18 protein-coding genes are annotated in these 21,836 nt (G+C 72.7%); 15 read left to right on the top strand and 3 right to left on the bottom strand.

Annotated features, from left to right (window positions below; genetic code table 11):
- The first annotated feature begins 199 nt into the window (after nucleotides 1-199).
- Nucleotides 200-2,365: a B12-binding domain-containing radical SAM protein gene (locus tag ACZ4VK_RS26870; protein WP_468357041.1), complete on the top strand. Its 2,166-nt coding sequence runs from the start codon at nucleotides 200-202 to the stop codon at nucleotides 2,363-2,365.
- Between the two features lie 62 nt (nucleotides 2,366-2,427).
- On the opposite strand, the gene ACZ4VK_RS26865 is transcribed toward ACZ4VK_RS26870, so the two are convergent.
- Entirely contained in the window at nucleotides 2,428-3,051 is a 624-nt protein-coding gene (locus tag ACZ4VK_RS26865) for a hypothetical protein (RefSeq protein ID WP_468357038.1), read from the bottom strand.
- A 74-nt stretch (nucleotides 3,052-3,125) separates the two neighbouring features.
- On the opposite strand from ACZ4VK_RS26865, the gene ACZ4VK_RS26860 reads away from it, so the two are divergent.
- The 8 genes from ACZ4VK_RS26860 (at nucleotide 3,126) to ACZ4VK_RS26825 (ending at nucleotide 11,262) form a co-directional block, all read left to right on the top strand.
- A complete protein-coding gene (locus ACZ4VK_RS26860) occupies nucleotides 3,126-4,226 on the top strand; it encodes an aldo/keto reductase (RefSeq protein WP_468357035.1) in 1,101 nt (366 codons plus the stop codon).
- Nucleotides 4,223-5,074: an endonuclease/exonuclease/phosphatase family protein gene (locus ACZ4VK_RS26855; RefSeq protein ID WP_468357032.1), complete on the top strand. Its 852-nt coding sequence runs from the start codon at nucleotides 4,223-4,225 to the stop codon at nucleotides 5,072-5,074. Before ACZ4VK_RS26860 ends, ACZ4VK_RS26855 begins: the two co-directional genes overlap by 4 nt.
- Before the next feature lie 227 nt (nucleotides 5,075-5,301).
- The gene (locus ACZ4VK_RS26850; RefSeq protein WP_468357029.1) at nucleotides 5,302-5,931 is read left to right on the top strand and encodes an NUDIX domain-containing protein; all 630 of its coding nucleotides are present in this window, start codon (nucleotides 5,302-5,304) and stop codon (nucleotides 5,929-5,931) included.
- 102 nt (nucleotides 5,932-6,033) lie between these two features.
- Nucleotides 6,034-7,407, top strand: a complete 1,374-nt coding sequence (locus ACZ4VK_RS26845; RefSeq protein ID WP_468357026.1) for an MFS transporter — start codon at nucleotides 6,034-6,036, stop codon at nucleotides 7,405-7,407.
- Nucleotides 7,408-7,469: 62 nt separating this feature from the next.
- The gene (locus ACZ4VK_RS26840; RefSeq protein WP_468357023.1) at nucleotides 7,470-8,726 is read left to right on the top strand and encodes a methyltransferase domain-containing protein; all 1,257 of its coding nucleotides are present in this window, start codon (nucleotides 7,470-7,472) and stop codon (nucleotides 8,724-8,726) included.
- Between the two features lie 328 nt (nucleotides 8,727-9,054).
- Nucleotides 9,055-9,615: an HIT family protein gene (locus ACZ4VK_RS26835; RefSeq protein WP_468357020.1), complete on the top strand. Its 561-nt coding sequence runs from the start codon at nucleotides 9,055-9,057 to the stop codon at nucleotides 9,613-9,615.
- On the top strand, nucleotides 9,612-10,277 hold the full coding sequence (locus ACZ4VK_RS26830; RefSeq protein ID WP_468357017.1) for a 3'-5' exonuclease: 666 nt from the start codon (nucleotides 9,612-9,614) through the stop codon (nucleotides 10,275-10,277). Before ACZ4VK_RS26835 ends, ACZ4VK_RS26830 begins: the two co-directional genes overlap by 4 nt.
- Before the next feature lie 208 nt (nucleotides 10,278-10,485).
- On the top strand, nucleotides 10,486-11,262 hold the full coding sequence (locus ACZ4VK_RS26825; protein WP_468357014.1) for a PIG-L deacetylase family protein: 777 nt from the start codon (nucleotides 10,486-10,488) through the stop codon (nucleotides 11,260-11,262).
- On the opposite strand, the gene ACZ4VK_RS26820 is transcribed toward ACZ4VK_RS26825, so the two are convergent.
- The gene (locus ACZ4VK_RS26820; protein ID WP_468357011.1) at nucleotides 11,251-11,772 is read right to left on the bottom strand and encodes a GNAT family N-acetyltransferase; all 522 of its coding nucleotides are present in this window, start codon (nucleotides 11,770-11,772) and stop codon (nucleotides 11,251-11,253) included. The genes ACZ4VK_RS26825 and ACZ4VK_RS26820 overlap by 12 nt on opposite strands.
- On the bottom strand, nucleotides 11,769-13,208 hold the full coding sequence (locus tag ACZ4VK_RS26815; RefSeq protein WP_468357275.1) for a hypothetical protein: 1,440 nt from the start codon (nucleotides 13,206-13,208) through the stop codon (nucleotides 11,769-11,771). Before ACZ4VK_RS26815 ends, ACZ4VK_RS26820 begins: the two co-directional genes overlap by 4 nt.
- Nucleotides 13,209-13,460: 252 nt before the next feature.
- On the opposite strand from ACZ4VK_RS26815, the gene ACZ4VK_RS26810 reads away from it, so the two are divergent.
- From ACZ4VK_RS26810 to ACZ4VK_RS26785, 6 genes are read left to right on the top strand one after another with little or no spacing between them, the layout of a single operon-like run.
- On the top strand, nucleotides 13,461-14,669 hold the full coding sequence (locus ACZ4VK_RS26810; protein WP_468357008.1) for a DegT/DnrJ/EryC1/StrS family aminotransferase: 1,209 nt from the start codon (nucleotides 13,461-13,463) through the stop codon (nucleotides 14,667-14,669).
- Entirely contained in the window at nucleotides 14,666-16,123 is a 1,458-nt protein-coding gene (locus ACZ4VK_RS26805; RefSeq protein ID WP_468357005.1) for a hypothetical protein, read from the top strand. Before ACZ4VK_RS26810 ends, ACZ4VK_RS26805 begins: the two co-directional genes overlap by 4 nt.
- Complete coding sequence (locus ACZ4VK_RS26800; RefSeq protein WP_468357002.1) at nucleotides 16,116-16,844, top strand: phosphoribosyltransferase family protein; 729 nt, start codon at nucleotides 16,116-16,118, stop codon at nucleotides 16,842-16,844. The genes ACZ4VK_RS26805 and ACZ4VK_RS26800 overlap by 8 nt, the downstream gene beginning before the upstream one ends.
- Nucleotides 16,753-19,725, top strand: a complete 2,973-nt coding sequence (locus tag ACZ4VK_RS26795) for a methyltransferase domain-containing protein (RefSeq protein ID WP_468356999.1) — start codon at nucleotides 16,753-16,755, stop codon at nucleotides 19,723-19,725. Before ACZ4VK_RS26800 ends, ACZ4VK_RS26795 begins: the two co-directional genes overlap by 92 nt.
- Nucleotides 19,722-20,504 (top strand): HAD family hydrolase, encoded by a 783-nt coding sequence (locus ACZ4VK_RS26790; RefSeq protein ID WP_468356996.1) that lies wholly within the window; start codon nucleotides 19,722-19,724, stop codon nucleotides 20,502-20,504. Before ACZ4VK_RS26795 ends, ACZ4VK_RS26790 begins: the two co-directional genes overlap by 4 nt.
- Nucleotides 20,501-21,829, top strand: a complete 1,329-nt coding sequence (locus tag ACZ4VK_RS26785; protein WP_468356993.1) for a phosphoribosyltransferase — start codon at nucleotides 20,501-20,503, stop codon at nucleotides 21,827-21,829. The genes ACZ4VK_RS26790 and ACZ4VK_RS26785 overlap by 4 nt, the downstream gene beginning before the upstream one ends.
- Nucleotides 21,830-21,836: the final 7 nt, after the last annotated feature.

Below are 21,836 nucleotides of genomic sequence, written 5' to 3'. Positions count from 1 at the left end.
CCGGCGGCCGCCCGCTGACCAACGCGGTCGGAGCCTCCCTCGCGCCCGGCGACTTCGCCGTGGGCCGCTGCCCGGGCCGGCGCCGCAACGAGAAACAGGCGCCGCAACGTCAGCCCCTCCGGTCCGCCGCGACAAGCAGCCCCCGACCTGGAGCTGAGCGCACCGGCCCACGATCCGCACTCTCTGAAGGGCACTCCTGATGAATGACTCCCCGGTCCGGGAACAGGCCGTACGGTTGGCCACCGTCCTGGAGCACGCCTTCCCCTCAGCGCCGCCGATCGACCCCGGCGACACCCAGGAGATCGGTGCTCTGGAGCTCCTGCTCCTGACCCCCAACGACCTTCGCACCTTCATCGAGAACCGCTACGCCGAGCACGCCCTGCGGGTCCGTGCCACCGGCACCCTCGACCGGCGGCTCGTGCTTCTGGAGACCGGCGGTGGCGGGTGGACCCTGGCCGACTTGTCCGGCCGGCCGCACTCCGACAGGACCTGGCCGGCGTGGACCGACTCCCGGCTCCTGATCGACCAGCCGGACTCCTGGCTCTCGGCCGCCGTGCTCGACGAGAGCGCGGTGGAACGCCTCAGCAAGCCCAACGTGCTGCTCGCGGCGCTCTACCACCCCGAGAACTTCCCCCTGCCCCGCTTCCCGCTCGGCATCAGCGACGTGGCCCGAGCCGCGCGTGCCGCCATGACCGGCACCGTCTCCCTGGTCGACATGCAGCTGGGCACCACCCGGGAGGACCTCCTCAAGCAGGTCGCGGCCGCGCCCCCGGACATCCTCGGCATCAGCGCTACCTTCGGCCAGCACGACCTCCTCGAAGAAGTCCTCGACGCGGCCTACGCGTTACCCGAGCCGCCCCTGGTGATCGCCGGGGGCAGTCTGGTGGCCCGCAACGAGGGCCTGCTCCTGGCGAAGTACCCCAAGCTCCTCATCGCACGGTCGGCCGGCGAGCCCACCATGCAGGGCCTCCTGGCCTACTGGCACGGCGAGATCGCCCTCACCGACATACCCGGGCTCGGCTACAACGGCGCCCCACGCGGAGGCGGAATCGGCATCGCCGCCCGCCGGACGGCCAAGCTCCGCGCCGCCGTCGCCGCCGCCGACATCCTGCCCGAGCTCGACCTCCTGCGCCTCACCCTTCAGCTGCACGGGGTGGCCCAGCTGGAGATGAGCCGGGGCTGCACCAACACCTGCTCCTTCTGCCCGCGGGGGCACAAGGGCATCTGGAACGGCCCCGACCCGCTGGCCGGCTGCTGGATCCTGGCCTGGATCCGCCGCGTCTTCGACGAGTTCCCCCAGGTCTCACGGACCGCGTACCTGGTCGACGAGGAGATCATCGGCCGCGGCGAACAGGTCGTGCCCCGCATCCTGGCCCTGGCCGCCGCGTTCCACCGGGCGGGCTTCCGCTGGGAGTCGAGCTGCCGCATCGACCAGGTCACGCACCCCGACATGGACGAGACCTGGCACATCGAGCGGGTCGCCATGTGGCGCACGCTGATGGACCTGGGGCTGCGCCGGATGCTCTTCGGCGTGGAGTCGGGCGTGGACTCCATCCTGGACCGGTTCAACAAGGAGAACACCGCCGAGCAGAACGCGGTCGCGATCCGCACCCTGTCCGCGCTGGACGTGCCCACCCGCTACACCTACATCACCTTCGACCCGTTGATGACGCTGGAGGAGCTGAAGGAGACGCACGCCTTCCAGGGCCGCACCGATCTGCTGCTGCGGCCGCAGCCCGGACTGCCGGCTGCCGACATCGTGCGCGGAGTCCGCGACGACGGGTGGGTCGCCGAGCACACCACCGGCCGGCCGCTGCACACCGGGATCAGCTACATGCTCGTCAGCATGGAGTCCCTCATCGGCGCCGCCTACACCCGGATGGCCGCCGCCGAGGGCCTCACCGGGGCGGAAGAGCCGCTGATGGGCCGGGTCGCCTGCCGGTACCTGGACTGGCGCATCGGTGTGGCCAGCAACTGGGCGCAACGCTGGGTGGACCGCCACTTCTCCCTCGACTACACCTTCAAGAGCCTGGAGAAGGTCCTCGACAACGCACCCCGGCATGCCGTCCGGCGGGCCCGCGTCGTGCTGAAGGACGCCGCCTACCAGGTGCTGGGCGACCTGATCGCCGCGATCGAGCAGCACGACCTGGAGCAACCGGAGCAGGAACAGGTGCTCGCCTCGCGGATCGAGGCGGCGCTGGAAGAGCGGGCCGGGAGCCTGCGCGGGCAGATGGCGTCCACGGTGCGTGAGGTCACCACGTACCTCGCCGGAGAGCACGCGGGCACGCTGGCCCGGGTGTACGGCCGGTGGGAAGCGACGGCCGGCTGGGAGCTGATCAACGCAGGGGACTCGTGCGCGGACTGAGCCGGCGCCGCGCCTGGGTGCCCCGCCGCGCTGCCGCGGGCGGGGCCCCCAGGCCGTCGCGCTCACGCGCCGGCGGTCTTCTCCGGGATCGGCACCCAGGCGAACTCCGGGCAGAAGCGGGCGTACGTCGTCAGCTTCCAGGTCGCGTACTCCTCGGTCCGGCCCGAGCTGCGCAGCAGGTGCTTGACCCAGGTGTGCGCGATGCGCTCGTCCAAGGTCATGGTCACGTCGATCTGGTCGAGCATCCGGCAGGCGACGGCGAAGTCCTCGACCGTGAGCGCGCTCAGGTCGATCTCGATGCCGTCCAGCGTGAAGGAGAAGACGAGCCGGGAGGTGGAGTAGCGGGTCTTGCGCTCGCCCAGGAACGTCGTGTGCGGCGCGAGGGCCGCCCGCAGGCGGTCGCGGTCCTCGGCCGGGTAGCCGATGCCCAGGTCCAGGTCCGAGGTCTCCAGGTTCAGGCGGGTGCCGAAGGAACCGACATCGCGGGGCTTGTGCCCGGTCCACTCGCTGATCATGGCGGCCGCGTCGGCGCGCACCTGCTCCAGGCGGTCGTCGTGGACGCGCATCTGCTCGTAGAAGGCGCGGGCGCGGGCGAACTCGGCGTCGGTGAAGTCGCTGCGGTCGACCCAGCGCCGCTCGGCGATCGCGTTCAAGTCAAGTTCGGTGAAGGGAGGTTGTGTCGTCACGCGAGGCACCATACTCACTCCCCAAAGCAATTCATCAGTGTTTGCTACTAATTGAGAGCTAAGAGGTACTTCCTGTGAGTGTTCCTTCCTCCATCGCGCGCCGCACGCTCGCCCGCGGCTTGTCCGTTCATCCGATCGGGATCGGTGCCTGGGCCGTGGGCGGCTCCGACGACAACCTCGGGCTGCCCATGGGCTGGGGCACGGCCGACGACACCGCCTCGCGACGCGGCCTGGAGAGGGCCTACAAGCTCGGCGCCAACCTCATCGACACCGCCGACGTGTACGGGCACGGGCACTCCGAGCGGATCATCGGTGACTTCGTCGCCACCGTCCCCCGCGACACCGTGGTGCTGTCCTCCAAGGTCGGCTACCACCGGGGCACCGCCCGGCACGCCTACCTCCCCTCGGCCATGCGCCGCCAGTTCGAGACGAGCCTGGAGAACCTGCGCACCGACCGGCTCGACATCTACTTCTTCCACAACGCCGACTTCGGCGCAGACGACCGCTACCTGGAGGAGGCCGTCGCCCAGATGCGCGACTTCCAGCGCCAGGGCCTGGTCACCGCGGTCGGGATGCGCGGCCCGCACCGCCACGCCACCGAGCGGGTAACCGTCGCCAAGGAGAAGCGCGAGGACAAGTACGCCCGGTTCGCCTACCTCGCCGAGCAGATCCGCCCGGACTACCTCGCGGCCCGGTACAACGCCCTGACCCCGCCGCCCGCCGACGGCCGGCCCGACATCTTCGCCCTCGCCTCCTCACTCGGCGCGAGCGTGCTGATCAACAAACCGCTGGCCCAGGGCCTGCTCACCGGCAAGTACGACCCCGAGCACCCGCCTGTCTTCACACCCGGCGACCACCGGCTGCGCAAAGCCTGGTTCACCCCGCAGGCGCTGCGGATCATCCAGGACGGTCTCGGCACGCTGCGGGAGCGCTTCGGCGACAGCCCGGCCGCCCTGACGCGTGTCGCGCTCCAGGCGTGCCTCCAGAGGGCCGAGAACGCTGCGGTCCTCGTCGGCTTCACCCGCCCCGAGCAGGTCACCGAGAACCTGACGGCAGTCGGCACGCCGCTGACCGGCGACGAGCTCGCCTTCGTCCGCGACACCCTCGGCCGCCTCCAAAAGACCCTGGACGCGCACAGCGAGGTCTTCCTCGACGAGAAGGAAGCCGGCCGATGAACTCCGCCGCGGAGCAGCTGTCCCTGCTCGCCACCGACGAGCCCGCCCACCAGCCGGCCACCGATGCCGTGCGGCTGCTCCTGTTCAACGCCCAGCACGCCTCTCCTGAACGCTCGCGCCGCCAGGCCGAATGGATCGCCGGCCAGGAGGACGCCGATATCGCCGTCCTCACCGAGGTGTCCTCCACCCAGGGCGGCGACGCCCTCGTCACCGCGCTCACCGAGCGCGGGTACGCCACCGTGATCGCTCCCCAGCCGTCCACGCCCGACTACCGCACGGTCATCGCCTGCCGTACCGGCCACGTCCGGCCGGTCCCCAGCCCGGTCACCGTCACACCCCATCGCGCCCCGGCGGCCCGCGTCACCGTCGGCGGCCACGACATCGGAGTGCTGGGCCTCTATGTGCCCTCCCGCGGCCCGAAGGAGCAGCGCAACGTCGCCAAGCGCGCCTTCCAGGAGGCGGTCACCGAGAGCCTGCCGCACCTGCTCGCCGCCTTCCCGGACATGCCCGTCATCGTGGCCGGGGACCTCAACGTCATCGAGCGCGGCCACCAGCCCCCGCACAAGGTGTTCGGCAACTGGGAGTACGCCTTCTACGACTCGTTCCAGGCCGCCGGCCTCACCGACGTCTTCCGCCACCTCCACCCCGACGAGGTCGCCCACTCCTGGTTCGGGCTCACGGGCAACGGCTTCCGCTTCGACCACCTCTTCGTCTCCACACCCCACGCTGACCGCGTCCTGGCCTGCGACTACCACCAGGAAGCCCGCGAAGCGGGGCTGACCGACCACGCGGTCATGACACTGCGCCTGGGCCTGCCGTCCCCTCGGGCAAACAAGGCGAAGCCCTAGCGACGTGCGCTGGCTGACAGCCGACGAAGCAACGGCCAAAGGGCCGCGTTTCGGCCAACCACCCCCGAGGAGCGCGCCCTTGCGCGGCAAGGGTCGGTGCACAGGGCACCTTCGGAAAACCGCTGAATCGCAGGGCGCACAACGCGTCCGAAAGGAACAGGTGCTCGAAATCATGCGGCGTCGTTGAACACAGCGACGCCACCACCACGTCCACGATGGGGAACACATTGACGCCAGTCGAACCAGGCAGCGACAAGAGCGCGAGCGGCCCGAAGGCCGAAGCCACGGACAGCATCTCGGACGCCGAACTGGGGCTGCGCCTCAGCCCCGCCCCCCGGGACCTGCTTCGCCGGCACTCGGCCGAGACCCCCCCGGACAGCGAGCCGGCCACGGCTCCTCCGGTGTGGGACGGGGGCAGCCAGGTGGTGCTGAACGGCATCGGGGTTCACCTCCACATCGAAGACGCCGAAGGCCGAGTGCTGCTCGGCCTTCGGCACCCCGCTTCGAAGTACGCGGGCGACACCTGGCACTACCTGGCCGGGAGGTGCGAGCAGGAGCCCGCCCTCGCGTGCCTGGTCCGCGAAGCCCGGGAAGAGGCAGGACTGGTCATCGACCCCGCAGACGTGGAGCTCGTCCACGTCGTCCACGTCGTCGACGCCCCGGGCAGCATGCCGCTGATGCAGCTCGTCTTCCGGGCCCGCCGCTGGGAGGGCACCCCCGAGGTCCGCGAGCCCGACAAGTGCTTGACGTGGCAGTGGTGGCCGCAGCATGAGCTCCCGGACCGGCTCGTCTCCTACACCCGCACAGCCATCACCGCGATCGCCGAAGGCCGCTCCTATTCCGAGATGGGCTGGTGACCAGGGTGATCGCACCCACCGGTCCCGGCCCCGGCCGGCGGGCCTGGACCGAACCCACGCACGCGCTGCCCCAGCCTGTGGCGAAGCCGGGGGAGGTAGTCCGTGCCGCCCTGCACTGACGCCCCCTCCGCCGCCGGTACTTCGCTGTGGCGGCACCGGGACTTCCGCCGGTACCTGACCGGCCAGACGGCGAGCGTGGCCGGCAGCTCGATCACACAGATGGCGCTGCCGGTGCTGGCCGTGCTCCAACTGGACGCGACCACCGCCCAGGTCGCCTGGCTGGCGTTCCTCGGACAGCTCCCTCCCGCGCTGCTCGCCCTGCACGCGGGCGCGCTCGCCGACCGCCACTCCAAGCGCCGTCAGATGATCTTGGGTGACCTGGTAAGCGCGGCGGTACTCGCCACCGTGCCGCTGGCGTTCGCGCTGGGCACCCTCACCCTCACGCAGCTCATGGTCGTCGCCGTGGTGCAGGGGGCGGCAAGCGTGGTCCACGACGCGGCGGCCATCAGCCTGCTGCCCAGCCTCGTCGACCGGTCCTTGATCCAGCGGAGCAACAGCCGGGTCGGCGCGCTGTTCGCGGTCGCCGCGAGTGCCGGAAGCCACCTCGGCGCCGCGCTGACCGCGCTGCTCGGCCCCGCCCGGGCCCTGCTCGGCGACATCACCTCCTACCTGATCAGCGCCGTGTGCACCGCCCGCATCCAGGCCGCTGAACCCGTCCGCGCCCGCCCGGGGACCAGCCGGTTGCGCGGTGAGATCGGCGAGGGCCTGCGGTACGTGCGCGGCGATGACCGGCTGTGGACCCTGACGCTGGTCAACGCGACGACCTCGTTCGGCCTCGGGATGCTCAACACCCTCTGGGCGCTGTACCTGTTGAGGTCCTTGTCGATGAGCGCGACCGCGTTCGGCGTGGTGCTGGGCCTCGGCGCGCTGGGCGCGGCCGCCGGGGCGCTCACCGCCCCGGCGTTAGGCCGCCGGTTCGGTCCGGGGCCGATGATGCTGGCCGCGCTCGCGATCACCCCGCTCACCCAGCTCCCGATGCTGCTCGCTTCCCCCGGCCTTGCCTGGCAGATCACGATCGGTGCGGCGCTCTTCCTGCAGCTCGCCTGTGCCGGTGCCGCGGGCTCTACCCAAAGATCCATTCGGCAGATCGTCACCACGGCCGGGATGCAGGCGCGGATGCAGGCGGTGAGCACCTGGCTGACGTCCGGCGCTCGCCCCGTGGCCGCGCTCCTCGCCGGCGCCCTGGGCACGTGGATCGGTGTCCGGCCCGCCCTGACCGCCGGAACCCTTCTGCTGCTCGTCCCGCTCGTCGTCCTCGCCCGCTCCCCGATCCGCGCCCTACGGCAGATGCCGGACCCGCCCGCCACCACCCTGCCATCGCCTCCCGCAGCCAGGACCTCCCCTCCCACCGTGCCCACTGCAACGTGCACGGACGACGCGCGGCACGACCGCTCACTCGGAGGCGATGCCTCGTGAACGAGGTGCCGAACTCGGCGGCGACTCCCGCTGCCGCATCACCCGATCCCCTGGAGTGCACCGTGCTGACCGACAACACCGTGCCCGCCGCGCCTCGCCTCCCGCCGCAGTCCGCCGCCGACACCTCCGAAACAGTGGCGGACCGGGCAGCGATGGTCGCCCGGCTTGAGGAGAGCGGAAAGCTCGGCCCCGGACCGGTGCGAGAGGCTCTGCTCGCGCTGCCGCGCGAAATCCTGCTCCCGCACGCGTACGTCCGGGTCAGCGGCCCTGGCGCGGACCCGATCGACTGGCGCCTCCTCGACGGCTCCCACCCCGACGACCGCCAGGAGTGGCTCAAGCTGATCCACAGCGACGAGTCGATCCTGCTCCAGCGTGACGGCGAACCCCTCGACGCCCTCCCCCGCGGGCCGGTCACCGGCGGACACATGACATCCATGTCCACCTACACCCCCGCCACCATCGAAACCCTCCAAGCCATGGAACTCGGTTCCGGGCAGCGGTATCTCGAGCTCGGGCCGGGCCCCGGCGTCTCCCTCGCACTCGCCGCCGCCATCACCGGCCCCGGACTCGCCACCGGAGTGGAGCGGGACGGACCCATGGCGGCCTTCGCCCAGCGGAACCTGGACCGGCTCGGTGTCGGCGCGGAGGTGATCGAGGGTGACGCGCTCGAAGGGCACGAGGCGAGGGCGCCGTACGACCGGATCCACTCCGGCATCGGTGTCCCCTCCGTTCCGGAGCCGTGGGTGGAGCAGCTCGCGCCGGGCGGCCGGCTGCTGACGACACTCGCGACCCGTACACCGAGCTGGCCCGGACAACTCCTCGTCACCCGCACTACGGCCGGCACGGTCGACGCGGTCCTGCGGGGCCGACCGCGCGGGTACCGGCCCTTACTCGGCTACCGGTGGCTCAACGCCGTGGACCACCGCGCCCGCATCAAGGACAACCCCGGCACGGCACGGTCCACGCGGCTCACGCCGCCGCCGGACGAGGCGTACGGCTTCTGGCTCGCCGCCGCCTACCTCGCCCCCGGTCTGGTCCGGGACTTCCAGGCCGAGACGATGACGATCGTCGCGCCCGAGGACGACTCCTGGGCCGTGTCCGGCTCGGAAGACGGCACCGTCCGAGTCCACGGGCCGCGTGATGTGTGGGCCGAACTCGAAGATCTCCACGCTCGCTGGGAACAGGCTGGACGGCCCGAGCAGTACCGGGTCGACCTACACGACAGCGCCGGGGCCCAGCACGTCACCTCGGGCGCGGGGCCGAAGGCCCTGGCCTGGACGCTTCCTCCGCTCGCCGCCGTGCCCCGGCAGGCGCCATGACCGCGCCTCCTCGGATCGCCGTCATGCTGCACGCCCCGGACCCCATATACCGGGCAGGGGTGGGCAACCTGCTCAGGCCCCGCCCCGAGATCACCCTCGTCGACACCGCCCGACCTGCCATGGACACCCAGGTCGCGCTGATCGTCACGGACACCGTCGAGGAGACGACGCTGCGCCTGCCGCGGGAGAAAGCACACCAGCACAGCACGGTCCGTGCTCATCGGGGCGGACATCGACGAGACGAAGCTGATCGACGCGGCAGAGTGCGACCTCGCCGGTCTCCTGCGTCGCGCCACCCCACCAGCCGCACAGCAACAAGGAGTTACGGGTGCCCCAGCCACCAGGCCCTCTTCACCCCCAAGCCGTCAGCCCCGCCGTGCCGGTCGGCTGGCCCGAGACCTTCCTCCGCCACCGCGCCGGCGACGGATGTCCCATGTGCGCGAACGACTACGCCACGGACGACATCGGCTGGGGCCTCCTGCTCCGCCGCGGTGAAGTGGCCAACGCCTACCTGTGGCGAAGCGGACGCCTGCGCGGCTACTGCGTGCTCATCCACCGCGGTGCCCCGCACGTGGCCGAGCCCACCGACCTGTCCGAAGCCGACGCCGCCGCCTACTGGCGCGACACCCTCGCGCTCGGCAGAGCTCTGACGGCCTTCTACGAACCGATCAAGCTGAACTTCTCCACGCTCGGCAACGTCGTACCCCATCTGCACAGCCACATCTGCCCCCGGTACCCCGGTGACACCGACCCGGCGCCGGGCGGGCCACTGCCCTGGGACGTCCTCGACAACGGGCGCCAGGACGAGGCACAGCTGCAGGCCGACGCCGCTGCGCTGCGGGAACTGCTGGAGAAGCCAGCGGCGGCTTGGCAGGAGGGGGCGCCGTGAAGGAACTGATGAACGATCCACGCTTCGCCGGGACAACGCTCCTGGTGATCGACTTCGAGGGCCTTACCCCGGCGGGGCGGCCCGCCGAGCCTGTCGAGGTCGCCGTGCTGGCGCTGCGCCCCATGGGCGGGCGGCTGGTTGAAGTCGGTCGCTTCGAGGAGCTGATGCGTCCGCCGGCTGACGTGCCCGTGACCGCGATGGACGTCCAGCTCAAGGGCATCACCCAGCCGATGCTGTCCTCGGCAGCGCCAGCAGCCGAGGTGATGGCGCGGCTTGAGGCGCGCCTGACCGCGCCGCCGTACCGGCTGGTTGCCCATCACGTCTCCACGGAAGCCGGGATCATCGCCCGCCAGGCAGAGCACTGTCCCGTGCTCGCGGCCACACCGTTGCTGGACACGTTGCGTCTGGCCAAGGCCGTGGTGCCCGGGCTTGGTTCCTACGGGCTGGACAGCTTGCTCGGCTACTACGGCATCGCCAAGCCGGCCGGACGGCACCGTGCGATGCCGGACGTCGAGGTCACCGCCCAGGTGATGGCCCGACTGCTGGAGGAAGGGTGTGCCGGTGGCCGGTGGCGCACGCTTCTCGAACTGGACGCGGCCGCCGGACTGCAGCCCAAACGGCCACCCTCGGGCACGGAGGCAGAGCAGAGTGCTCTGTTCTGACCCGACTTCCTACTGCGGAGACCGCGGAGCGGCTCGCGCGGCGGCGGGCTGGGCGAGACCCTGCGCGGCATGCGTGAAGGGTGGACGACCCGCCCTATGCAGCCCCGCGGTGCCCGATGAGCTGGCGCACCGTGTACCGGCTCACCGCCGCCGGACGGTCGCCGGTCATCTGAACCTTGCGCCCGCCACTTCGAGGAGACCCTTCGTCATGAACAGCCTGCCCGTGCCCTCGCTGCTGGGGGTGTTCGGCCATCCGGACGACGAGTCCCTCCTGGCCGGCGGTGTCCTCGCGCAGCACGCCGCCGCGGGAGCCGCGACGGCCGTGGTCACCGCTACCTGGGCGCCCGACAGCCACCGGGCCGGTGAACTCGCCGACGCCCTGGCCATCCTGGGGGCCGGGGAGCCGCGGATGCTGGGCTTCGCCGATGCCCGCATCCCCGACTCGGCGCCCGGCCGGCCACGGCTCTGCGACGCCCCGCTGGAGGAGGTGGCGGGGCTGATCGTCAAACACATTCGCGCCGTACGGCCACAGGTCGTCGTGACCCACGACGCCTACGGCCAGCTGACCGGCCATCCGGACCACCTCCGCACACACGAGGCGACCCTTTTGGCGTTTCACGCCGCAGGCCTGGAGCACCGCTACCCGCAGGCCGGGGAACCGTGGCAGCCCGATGCGTTGTACGCCGCGACGCACCCGGATTCGGGGGTTGGCGAACTGGGCGCGCTGTTGACGCAGGTCGGGAAGAAGGTGCTCAGCGTGCCGGACGAGCACGTCACCGAGACGGTCGACGTGAGCGACTGCACGGACCGGAAGATGGCCTCGATCTTGGCGCACCGCAGCGAAGCAGCGCGGGAGCGGCCCCTTCCCGGAATCCTCTCCCGGCTTCCCGCAGCGGAGCGCCAGTCGATCATCGCGACGGAGTACTTCACCCTCCTCGGCAGGAGGCCGGCACCGGACGGGGTGGTCCTCCGGCTATCGCGGTGAGCTGCTGCCGAGGAGCTTGGTCATGGCCCGGTTGACTCGGGGGTCGCGTCCGGCGACGTAGGAGGGGCAGGGCAGGTATCCGGCCCGTTGGTAGAGAGCGAGGGCGGCGGTGTTGAGCCGTCCGGTCTCGAGCATGATGCGCGTGGCCCCGCGGCTGGCGGCATGCCGTTCGAGACGTTGGAGGAGGTACCGGCCGATTCCGTGACCGCGGGCGCCGTCGGAGACGTACATGCGTTTGATCTCCGCGGTGTGCTCGCCGAGGAGGCGTACTCCTCCGCACCCAACCGCCTCTCCGCCGACGTGGGCGATGAGGAACAGGCCGGCGGGCGGGTCGAAGTCCGTTTCGGGGGTGGCGTCCGGGTCATCGGCGAAGCCGTACAACGCGTGCTGTTCGGCGCGGAGGGCCTGGGTCAGGCGGCGGGCGTCCGGGTGGTCGTAGGGTGCGGCGGTCACGGAAGGCGTCAGGCGTATCGCGGCCGGGGCGTCGGAGGCGGTGGGCACGGAGGTCATGAAGCCGATAGTGCCCTGTCGACGGCGGTGAGCGCACGGGCGGCGTCCGGGGCGCGCATACGGGTGCCTGCTGAACGGCGGATCCGGCGCAGGAGGTTGCGGCAGCGGATGGATTGCACGTCGGGTACCCGGTCGGCGAGTTGCAGGAGGGTGGCTGCGGTGGCTTCGGGGTCGCGGGCGAGGAGGTGGGCGTGCGCGAGGTGGATGCCGTGCAGGAGGGCGGAGCGGGGGAATCCGCTGGTGGGGCCGTGGTCGGTGAGGGGGGACAGGAGTGTGGTCGCCTCGGCGAGCAGGCGCCTGGTGTGGGCGGGGTTGGTGGCGGCGAGTTCGACGAGGGCATGGCCGGCCTCGGCGGAGACCTGTTCGGGGGTGAAGTAGTACAGGGAGGGAGGGTCGTCGTCGCGGCGGTGTTCCAGGAGGTTCCGGCAGCGTTCGGTGGCGTCCCGGAAAGCGTCGATGTCGCCGGCGGCGGCGTGGGCGGTGGCCATGCGGCCCCAGGCGCGAGCGCGGGCGAGGGGGCTGCTGCGGGCAGTGTGCTCGACGGCGGCTTCGGCGTAGCGCAGGGCGGCGGCGGGCTTGCCGGTCGCGGCGTGCTGGTAGGCCAGCATGCCTAGGACGTTGGCGACCGTGGTGGTGTCGCCGGCGGCTCGGGCAAGGCGGATGGCGAGGAGCTGGTAGCGCTGGGCGGCCGCGTGGAGGTCGGCGTCGAAGGCCATCCACCCGCTGAGCTGGGCCATGCCGCTGGCGGTGGCGAGGAGGCGGGTACCGACGTCGGTGGTGTAGCTGCTGCTGCGGACCACATCGAGGACGCCCGCGAGTTCGAAGCGCACGTACCGCTGGGGCAGGGCTCCGCCTCCGGCAGTGTCGTCCAGCCGCCGCAGGCGGCTGAGGTGACCTTCGAGGACGTCGACGAACTCGGGCGGGACCTGCTCCTGGGTGCCCGGTAGAGCGGTGCGCAGCGGGCTCTGTCGTGTGGCGTCCCATACGGCGCTCAGGAGTTGGCTGTCGCCTGCCGGGTGGAGGATGGCCTGTTCTCGCGGGTCGGTGGCGGTCCACGCGGTGGCGGTGGCGAGGACGTCGGCGACAGAGCGGCGGCCGACGAGATCGTCGGTGGCGGTCTTCTCGGCCGTCGCGCCGCCCGCAGCGGGCTCTCCCCAGAGGTCCGCGGCGGTGGAGGGGGTACCGGTGGCCTCGGTGAGGACGGTGGCCGCGAGTCGGCGAACGGTAGCGGAGCGGGGCCTGGTGCCGTTGAGCCAGGCTCGGCCGGCGGTCAGGTGCAAGGTGGGCTGGCCGGAGGCTTCCAGGCGGGGGTTAAGGGCCCGGACGAGGTCACGGGGTGTCCACCGGGCTGCCCGGAGGGCGGCTTCAAGGGCCTGGTTCGAGGGGGGCGCGGACGCCGACCCGGCGTCCACCGACGTCGCGTCGCGGAGGGTCATCACGCCCGGACGCTACGTCAGATCTGTTGTGTGAGGCGCGAATTCTCGGCTTTTCTCGCTCTCGCCGCGAAATTCTCAACGTTCTCTCCGGTCCCCTCTGCTGTGGCCTCTTCAGACGCTGTGTGCTGGTGAGCCCGCCGCCGGCCGACCGCGCCGACGGCTTGGCCGGCCAACATCTGGGCCGTCGCCGTCACCTGTCACAGCGCGTACGGCCGCCCACCGGCCGCCGGTGCGCGGGAGTTGGAGGACGCCATGCCGCACCGTTTCGAGCCGGGTCCGCCGCGCGAGCGGATCGCGACAGCGCTCGCGGACTACGTTCGTGAGGGAGGGCCACTGTCGGTGGCGGACGGCTCCGGGGTGATCGGGGAGCTGGAGCAGCGGATCGAGAGGGTTCTGGGCCTGCCGGACCCGTTGTCGTTCTCCTCGGGCACCGCCGGGTTGCACGCGGCCTACCTCGCGTTGGACATGCCGCCCGGCTCGGAGGTGATCGGGCCGGTCACCACGTTCCACGCCTCGTTGAGCCCTGCGTTGCACGCCGGGCTCAACGTGGTGCTGGTCGATGTCGAGCCGGACACCGGGAATCTGTGCCCGGCGGCGCTGGAGGCGGCAATCACCCCGCTGACCCGGTGCGTGACGGTGACGCACTACCTGGGGCATCCCGCCGCGATGGAGGAGATCACCCGGATCTGCCGCGAACGGGACCTTCACCTGATCGAGGACATCAGCCACTCCTACCTGTCGACGCTGAACGGACAGCGAGTGGGGACGTTCGGCGACATCTGCGTCGGCAGCATGCAGGACAGGAAGTCCTGGCCCGCCGGTGAAGGCGGCCTGTTCAGCGCCGCGCGTCCGCAGTGGCGCGAGCGGGCGCTGCTGGCCGGCCACTACCGCGGCCGGGCCCTGCTGCTGGAGGACCCGGATCTGACGGCGTTCGGGGAGACCGGACTGGGGCTGAAGATGCGGATGCATCCGCTGGCCGCGGTGGTGGGTCTGGCCAACGCCGAGGGCCTGGTGGAACGCCTGGCGGTCCGCCGCGCTCTGCTGGAGCGGCTGAGCCGGGGCCTTCAGGGCCTGTCGGGGGTGCGGGCACCGGTGGTGCGGCCCGGCGTCGGCATGGGTGGCTGGTTCTCCTACCGGCCGCAGATCCAGCCCGGTGAGCTGAAGCCGGGAGTGGACGTCGACGGCTACCTGCGGTGGTTGCAGGACGCCGGGGTTCCGGCGCACTACCCGTCGGTCGGCTCGCTTTCCGGGATGCCGCTGTTCACGCGTCCGGTCCCGCTGCGTGCGGCGGCTGAGACCTGGCAGCCACGGCTGCTCGGGCCTTTCCACGGCGAGAGCGCCTACAACGCGGGCCGGATCAGCGTGAGCGTCACCGGCGAGGACACCGAAGAGACGATCGACGCCTACGCCACCGCCTTCGCGGAGGCGTCGCAGGCCCTGGCCCGGCCGGTGGCGGCATGATCACCCGCGCAGCCGCCGTCGCGCAGCCGGTCGAAACCGGCGGGACTGGGCGAGCGGGCGTCACGCAGTCGGCTCGGCAGCGGCTGTTCGGCTGGTCGCGGGAGATGGCCGCGCAGCGCCGACAGCTGGAGCGCGGTTGGACGGCGGCGCTCCAGGCCGGGGGCGGGATCAGCCTGCCCCCGCCGGAGTACCCGGTGGCGCAGCACCTGGCGGATGGCGGCGGTTTCCGCATTCCGGCCGGGCTGGAGGACCACCTCCCGCAGGTGGCCCGCGTCTTCTTCGACGACCGTGTGGTGCGCGAGGGCTGGGTGTATCTGCGGGGCTTCGGCTACTACGCGGCCGACGCCCAGATGTACCTGCCCGGCCGCACTCCCGCGCCCGGACGGCGGTTCGCCGCCATTCAGCGGCGGTGGCCCCGGTACGCGGAGTTCGCCCGCCCGCTGGCGGAACCTGCGGCGCGGGAGCCAGCCGGGTGGTACGCGTGGCTGGCCTGGCTGGCGTTCCTGGAATCGGCAGTGCAGGACGTGTGCACCGCGCGGTGGAGCGCCGCGGTCCTCGGCCACGACCGGGCGGCCGGGGTGCTGGACGAGGTGCTGGAGGGGCTCGGCGCACTGCTGGCCGAGGCGGCCTGGAACCGGTGGCAGCCGGACGGACACCCGGCCGGCCCGTGCGATCCGGCCACGTGGGCGAAGCGAGCGACCGCGTTGACCGCCGACGCCCGGATCCCGGAGGTCCTGAGCGAGGTGGCACGGGCGCTTCAGGGGTCCGAGGTCGCGGCGGACGCGGTACGCGCCGTACGTGAGGGTGACGTGCTGTGGCAGATTGCCGCGGTTGCCCAGACCCGCTGGCCGGCGCTGGCCGCAGCGCAGCCGGGCGCGCCGGTGCTGCTGGTCAGCGAGGCGTTCGGCGCGATGGCCGTCGGTCCGGTGCTCGCCGGGATGCTGTCGGCCGGTCAGCGCGGACGGGTCCGCCTGGCGCTCGCCCGAGGTTCGGTCCACGAGGAGGAGATGGCCCGGGTCTCGGGCACCGCGTGGCGCACCGGAAGTCTGGAGGCGGACGGGCAGGTGGTGGTGCACCTGGACGACAGCGTGTTCACCGGCCGCACCCACGCCGGACTGCGCCGGGCCCTGACCGGCATGCCGGCCGCGGTGTACCTGGTGCCGCTGACGCTGGATGTGGGCACGCCCTTCAACCATCCGGAGGAGATCACCGTGCTCGGCCGCGGGGTGGCTGAGCACCTGGCCGGCCTGGAGACTGCCGTGCGCGCCGTGGGCGGGGCGCTGCCGCCCGCGCCGAGCCTGTGGGCACGCCGCAAGGCTCCCGCCCCTCCCTTCGGCGCCGACAGCGGTCCGGTGGGTCCGCAGGAGGAGGCGTTCGCGCGGGTGGCGGGCGGCTCGGACCGGCTGCTGGCGCTGCTGTGGGACCGCTACGCCCCGGAGGTCCTCGATGCCTGACCGCCCGAGCCTGGCCACGTCAGCCGAAGTGCCGGTAGAGGAGTTGGTGTTCACCGCGGTGGCCGGCCGCCGGGCCCGCATGGTGTCCTGGCTGGCCTACCAGCAGATGGCCGCCGACGTGGCCGGGCAGATCCGCCGCGCTCACCCCGGTGCGGTGACGCTGGTGGGGATCTTGCAGGGCGGGTGGATCACTGCCCAGTCCCTGGCCGATCTCCTGCCCGGCTCGACGGTGCTGGCCGCCGCCGCCCGCCGCCGCGGCGAGCGCACCGACGGCCTGGAGCTGCTCGCTGCGGCCGACGGGCTTCTTTCCACCGGGGCGCCGCCGCCGGGGCAGCCGCTGATCGTGGTGGACGAGGTCGTCGATTCCGGCCGCACCGCTCGTTTCTTCCTCGACCGCCTCGCCCCGTACGAACCGCAGTTGGCGTGCCTGGCGGCCTCGGACACCGCGGACCCGGCGCCGCACTTCGCCGCCTGGTCCATGTCCGACCTGCCCGCGCTGGTCCTGCCCTGGCGGGTCTTGCGCGACGCCGACCAGACCGCCGGGTGCCTGCTGGCCGCCGGCCCCCTGACCACCGCCCAGTTCGACGAAAGGCTGCGTGACCTCGGCCATGACATCGACCCCGACCTCCTTGAGTTCCACCTCCATCATCTCGCCGCCCGCGACCGGCTCCACCGCGACGGGCACCTCTGGCGCCTTCACGGTGGGCCCGGCACTCCCTGATCCCACGATCGTCAGCGGCATCGAGCGGGTGACCGCGTTCTACGACGCGGACCCCGAGCGGGAGTGGCGGCGCACCAGTTCCGGCCCCTACCACCGGCTGGAGACGGAGGTCATCCACTGGCAGGTCCTGGCCGGGCTGCGCCCGGGAAGCCGCATCCTGGACATCGGCTCGGGCCCGGGCGTCCACGCCCTGGAACTCGCGCGCCGCGGGCATCTGGTCGCCCTGTCCGACCTGTCTGCGAACAGCTTGGACAGCGCCCGCGCCCGCTTCCGCAAGGCCGGTCTGGAAGGGCATCTGCTGGGCACGCAGCACGGTCCGGCGCAGCACCTGACGCCGCCGCCGGGCCAGTTCGACGCGGTGCTGATGTTCGGCCCGCTCTACCACCTGCTGGATGACGGTGACGCCGTCGAGGCGGTGCGCCGGGCCGCGACCGCGCTGGCGCCGGGCGGCCGGCTCCACGCGATCTTCCTGACCCGCACCTCGGTGCTGCGGGACCTGCTCAAGCGTGGCCGGTACGCGGAGATGTCCGCCCTGACCGGCGGCGGATACCTCGACCACGGCCGCTACGAACCGCTGGCTGCGGTGTCGGCCGACGACTACATGCCGCCCACCCGCACCCACCGCCTCACCGAGGCTGAGGGACTGCTGGCCGAGGCCGGCCTGGAAGTCACCGACCGGTACTCGCTGGAGGGCGTCGCGGCGTGGATGCGCCCCTACGTCGACGAGGCTGCTGCCGACGAGGCGGCGTTCACCGCGCTGAGCCGCGCGGTGCGGGAGACCACCCAGGCGGGTGAACTCCTCGAAGCAGGCGATCACTTCCTGCTGTCCGCCGTACCGGCCGGACTGCCGCGCCCGCGCACCCGGCCCCGCCCGGTGGGACGCGCGGACCTCGTCGGGCGCCACCGCGGCGTGCTGGCCGGTGCCGACGGCCGGATCGCCTTCGCCCCGGCCCTCACCCGCCACCGCGGCCGTCACCTGTTGGCCGTGGCCACCGGCCCGGCCGACGCCCGTACGTACATGCCCCGGCAGCTGCCCGGCCGCGCCCCGGAGCCCTGGTACACCGGCGGCCGCAACCGCATCATCCTCACCGCCGTATCCGGGCCCGGGGGCGGCCCGGTGTCCCTGGAGGGCGCCTGGCCGCTGCCGGTTCCGGACGGCTGCGACGACGTCACCGGCGTGAGTCTGGCCTCCCATCAGGAGGCGCTGCACGCCTACTTCAGCGCGCGGCCCGACGGCGGGGCCTGGTCGATCTACCGCACCGTCAGCCGCGACGGCGGCACCACCTGGGCCCGCCCTCATCTCGCCCTCGCCCCCGCCTCCGAGGAGGAGGCGACCGACGGCGAGCACGTGCTGCTGCCGGCCGTGCTGCACCGCGGTGGCGCCTGGTGGATGTGGTACGCCGGACGCGACGGCCACCACCGGCGCATCCACCTGGCCACCTCCACCGACGGCCTCACCTGGCAGCGCCACGGCGTCGTCGTCACCACCGGCCCGGCCGGGGCCCCGGACGCGTACGCCGCCGACTGCCCCGCCGTCGCCCCCACCCCTGACGGGAGCCTGCTGATGGTCTACGGCGCCGGGACCTCCCGCTCCTTGGCCGCCGCGTATTCCCGCGACGGCCTGACCTGGCGACCGCTGGGCACCGTCCTGCACCGCGGCGGCCCCGGCAGCCCGGACTCCCGCTACGCCTTCTACCCCGCGCTGCTGCCCGAGGGAGGCGGCCGGATCAGGCTGCTGTACGCGGGCGAGGACGACCAGGCGCGCTGGACGGTGCTGGACGCCGGACTGCTGGACGCCGCGCTTCTGGCCGAGCGCCCCTCCCCGCTGCCGCTGACCGACGAGATCGCCGCGGCCGTCGACCGCGTCCGTGACGATGTCCCCGCCCCGTACTGGGACAGCCCGGAGGACTGCCACGCCCCCGCTCCTGCCTACGCCTCGCCCGACGGGGCGCTCACCCAGCTGCGGCCGAGCAGTACGCCGGTGTTCGCCGCCCGCACGACCGCGGGTGCGGTCATCATCAAGCCCGGTCGCGGCCGGGCCTTCGCCGAACGGGAGCACACCGGGCTTCAGGCCCTCGCGCGGCATCTGCCCGTGCCCGCCACCGCGCTGCATTACCGCGGTGAGGACGCGACGCTGGTCTCCCAGGCTCTGGACGGCGTCCCCCTGCGCGACCTGGCCGCCACCGACCCGGGGCGGTTCCTGTCGGTGCTGGGCGAGGTGGCCGCCCGGCTGGTCCACGGCGCCACCGCGACGCTGACCCCCCGCCGGGAGGACGACGTCGACCACTCGCTCCAGACGCCCGCGGTGCTGTCCGGCTGGGTGGAGGACCTCGCCCGCCGGCTGCGTCCCTGGGCGGATCACACGCTGCACCTCAACGGCGCACCGACGCAGCTCAGCTGCCGCTCGCTCCTCCACCTCGCGCGCCGCTCCCTCACCCCGGCCGCCCCGGGCGGCTGGCTGGTCCACGCCACCGGCGACCTCCACCTGGGCAACGTCCTCGTCCACCCGACCGAGCCGCGCTGGTGGGTGATCGACGCCGAGTTCGCCGGCATGCACGACCTCGACCAGACGCTGGCCAAGCTGGCCGGATCCTGCCTGAAACACACCGGCCTGCTCGCCGACGCCGCGGTCCGCGAACACCGCGGCGTCCTGGAGGTCACCTGTCCGCTGGACGATCCGCTGGGCGGACAGCTCCTCGGCACGACCTGGCTGCTGGACCGGTTCGACGGCCTGCCCCTGGACCGGGCCCGAATCCTCGGCCTGCTCATGCCGGACTTGTACTTCCGCCTCACCCGCGACGAGAACGCCCCCGCCGCCGCCGAGGGCCTGGCCGCCCTCGCGCTGGCCGCTCGGATGACAGGACACGGAGCAGCCCAGTGAACCCCCACCCCCACCAGCCGCCGCCACTGCCCGCGGTCACCACCGTCCTGTTCGACATCGACAACACCCTGATCCCCACCCGCGCGATCTGGCAGAGCGCACTGGACACCGTCGCTGCCCGCCTCGCCGACACTCACCCCGGTGTGAGCGCGCCCGTCATCGCCTCCACCTACCTGCACACCTCCGACCGGCTGTGGAGCGACTACGACCGCGCCCTGGCCCCGCTCGGCTCGCACACCGCCGCCCGCCGCCACGTATGGGAAACCGCCCTGAGCGAGGCCGGGCTCGAACTGAGCGAACGGCAGCTGAACGCCCACGTTGAGGACTTCGCTCACCGGCAGATGCGCGCGATCCGCCCTGTCCCCGCCACCGTCGACGCCTTCCGGCGCCTCGCGGAGGTCTACCAGCTCGGCGTCGTCACCAACGGCGACGCCGACCAGCAGCACGCCAAGCTCGAACAGGCCGGCCTCGACCCGTACTTCGAGACCGTGGTGTGCGCACTGGGCAACGGCCACCGCAAGCCGCATCCCGCGCCGTTCCACCAGGCCTGTGACGACCTGGCAGTCCGGCCCGAGCAGTGCCTGTACGTCGGCGACGAGTGGGACACCGACATCGTCGGCGCCCGCGCCGCCGGACTGCACCCGGTCTGGATCACCCCCACCGGCCAGCCCCCGCCCGGGTCGGCGCCGACCGCCCGCTTCACCAGCCTCGCCTCCTGCCTGACCGTGCTGTGCGACCACGCCGCGCGCCGGCCGACCCGCGAAACGGAGCCCACGTGACCACCACGGCGACCACCCTCCTGCTCCCGCCCCGGGCGAACACGGCCCACCCCTCCGGCCCCACCCCACCGCCCTCCGGGAGCGCCGTCGCCTGCGATCTGCTGGGTGTGGTGCGCATCCCCGCCTCCGAGCTGCACCTCGCGGTCCGCTCCGGCCTGGACCCCGCCCTGCTGGACACCTTCCTCCCGGCCGCCGAAGAACCCCGCCCCGCAGCGGGCGCGCGCACCATCCGGCTCGGCCGGGGCCCGGCCTACTACCAGCCCCGTACGGCGCTGCCGTCCTGGGCGGCGCTGGGCGAAGCCCTCGGCCGCCTGGACCACCGGGCTCCGGGGCAGGCCCCGGTGCTGCGGCACGCGCTGCTCGACAACCTCCACAACCTCGCCGCCGCCAGCGCCTACACCCTCTGGCACAGCCTCACCGACCACCCCAGCCTCACCGACGACCCGCGCCCGGCCGCGCTGGAACGCCTGCTGGAGACCGCCACCACCACCGCCGCCGCGCTGCACGGCCAGCCCGCTACCGGTCCGCTCGCCCCGCACCTCGGCGACCTCGCGCTGCTGCAGGCCCACGAGGCGGGCTGGCGGACCTTCCGGGAGCTCGACAACCCGGTCAAGATCAGCAACGAGCTGCGCTTCCTCGCCGAGCACGTACTGGCACCCCGGCCCGACATCACCGCCGTCCTCGCCCCGCTGTACGGGTCGCTGTCTCTCGCGCTGTCCGCCCGGACCGTCCTTCCCGCCCTGCTCGGCCGGCCGATCGACGTGCACCTGGTCCGCCTCGGGTTCCACGACCAGGGACACGTCGACTACCTCGGCGCCGGTGGCACCGTCCGCCACCGCGCTACCGCGCCTCGTACCTACCGCGACCGCCTGAGCGCGGCGGCCCGGGATGCGACCGTGCTGGTCATCGACGACAACGTCGGCTACGGCAGCACGCTGCGTGCTGCGCGCGCCCTGGTCGAACAGCTCGGCGGGCGGGCCGTCACCCGCAGCGTCGAATCCGCCTGGACTCTCTACCACCGCTCCGGCCGGCACGACATCGCCGACGCCGCCGACCTGCCGAGCCTGCGCCCCAACCTGCACCACAGCATCCAGACCCGCCTGACCGGACACCTGTTGCGCGGCGACACCGGCGCCTATCTGCGTGACGGAGCCCACCGTGCGGCGGGCACGCTGCACCGGCAGATGGCCGCCAGCTTCGACCTCGCGGTGAGCACCGGTACCTGGACCGCTGGTCAACTGGCCGCCATGCGGGCCGAACTCGCCCACGCCGCGTCCTGGAGCGAACCGCCCGTTTCCCGCCCGGCCGCGCTCGCTGCCGCCTGAACCCGGA

Source organism: Streptomyces sp. NPDC028711 (genome assembly GCF_055565415.1).
Note: the sequence above shows the minus strand (reverse complement) of the source record. Positions and strands in the feature narration are given on the sequence as shown.

Bases quoted from the DNA above. Each gene is read 5' to 3' on its own strand.
- ACZ4VK_RS26805 (WP_468357005.1), top strand. From the start codon at position 14,666: ATGATCACCCGCGCAGCCGCCGTCGCGCAGCCGGTCGAAACCGGCGGG.
- ACZ4VK_RS26870 (WP_468357041.1), top strand. From the start codon at position 200: ATGAATGACTCCCCGGTCCGGGAACAGGCCGTACGGTTGGCCACCGTC.
- ACZ4VK_RS26800 (WP_468357002.1), top strand. From the start codon at position 16,116: ATGCCTGACCGCCCGAGCCTGGCCACGTCAGCCGAAGTGCCGGTAGAG.
- ACZ4VK_RS26815 (WP_468357275.1), bottom strand. From the start codon at position 13,208: ATGACCCTCCGCGACGCGACGTCGGTGGACGCCGGGTCGGCGTCCGCG.
- ACZ4VK_RS26855 (WP_468357032.1), top strand. From the start codon at position 4,223: ATGAACTCCGCCGCGGAGCAGCTGTCCCTGCTCGCCACCGACGAGCCC.
- ACZ4VK_RS26825 (WP_468357014.1), top strand. From the start codon at position 10,486: ATGAACAGCCTGCCCGTGCCCTCGCTGCTGGGGGTGTTCGGCCATCCG.
- ACZ4VK_RS26820 (WP_468357011.1), bottom strand. From the start codon at position 11,772: ATGACCTCCGTGCCCACCGCCTCCGACGCCCCGGCCGCGATACGCCTG.
- ACZ4VK_RS26810 (WP_468357008.1), top strand. From the start codon at position 13,461: ATGCCGCACCGTTTCGAGCCGGGTCCGCCGCGCGAGCGGATCGCGACA.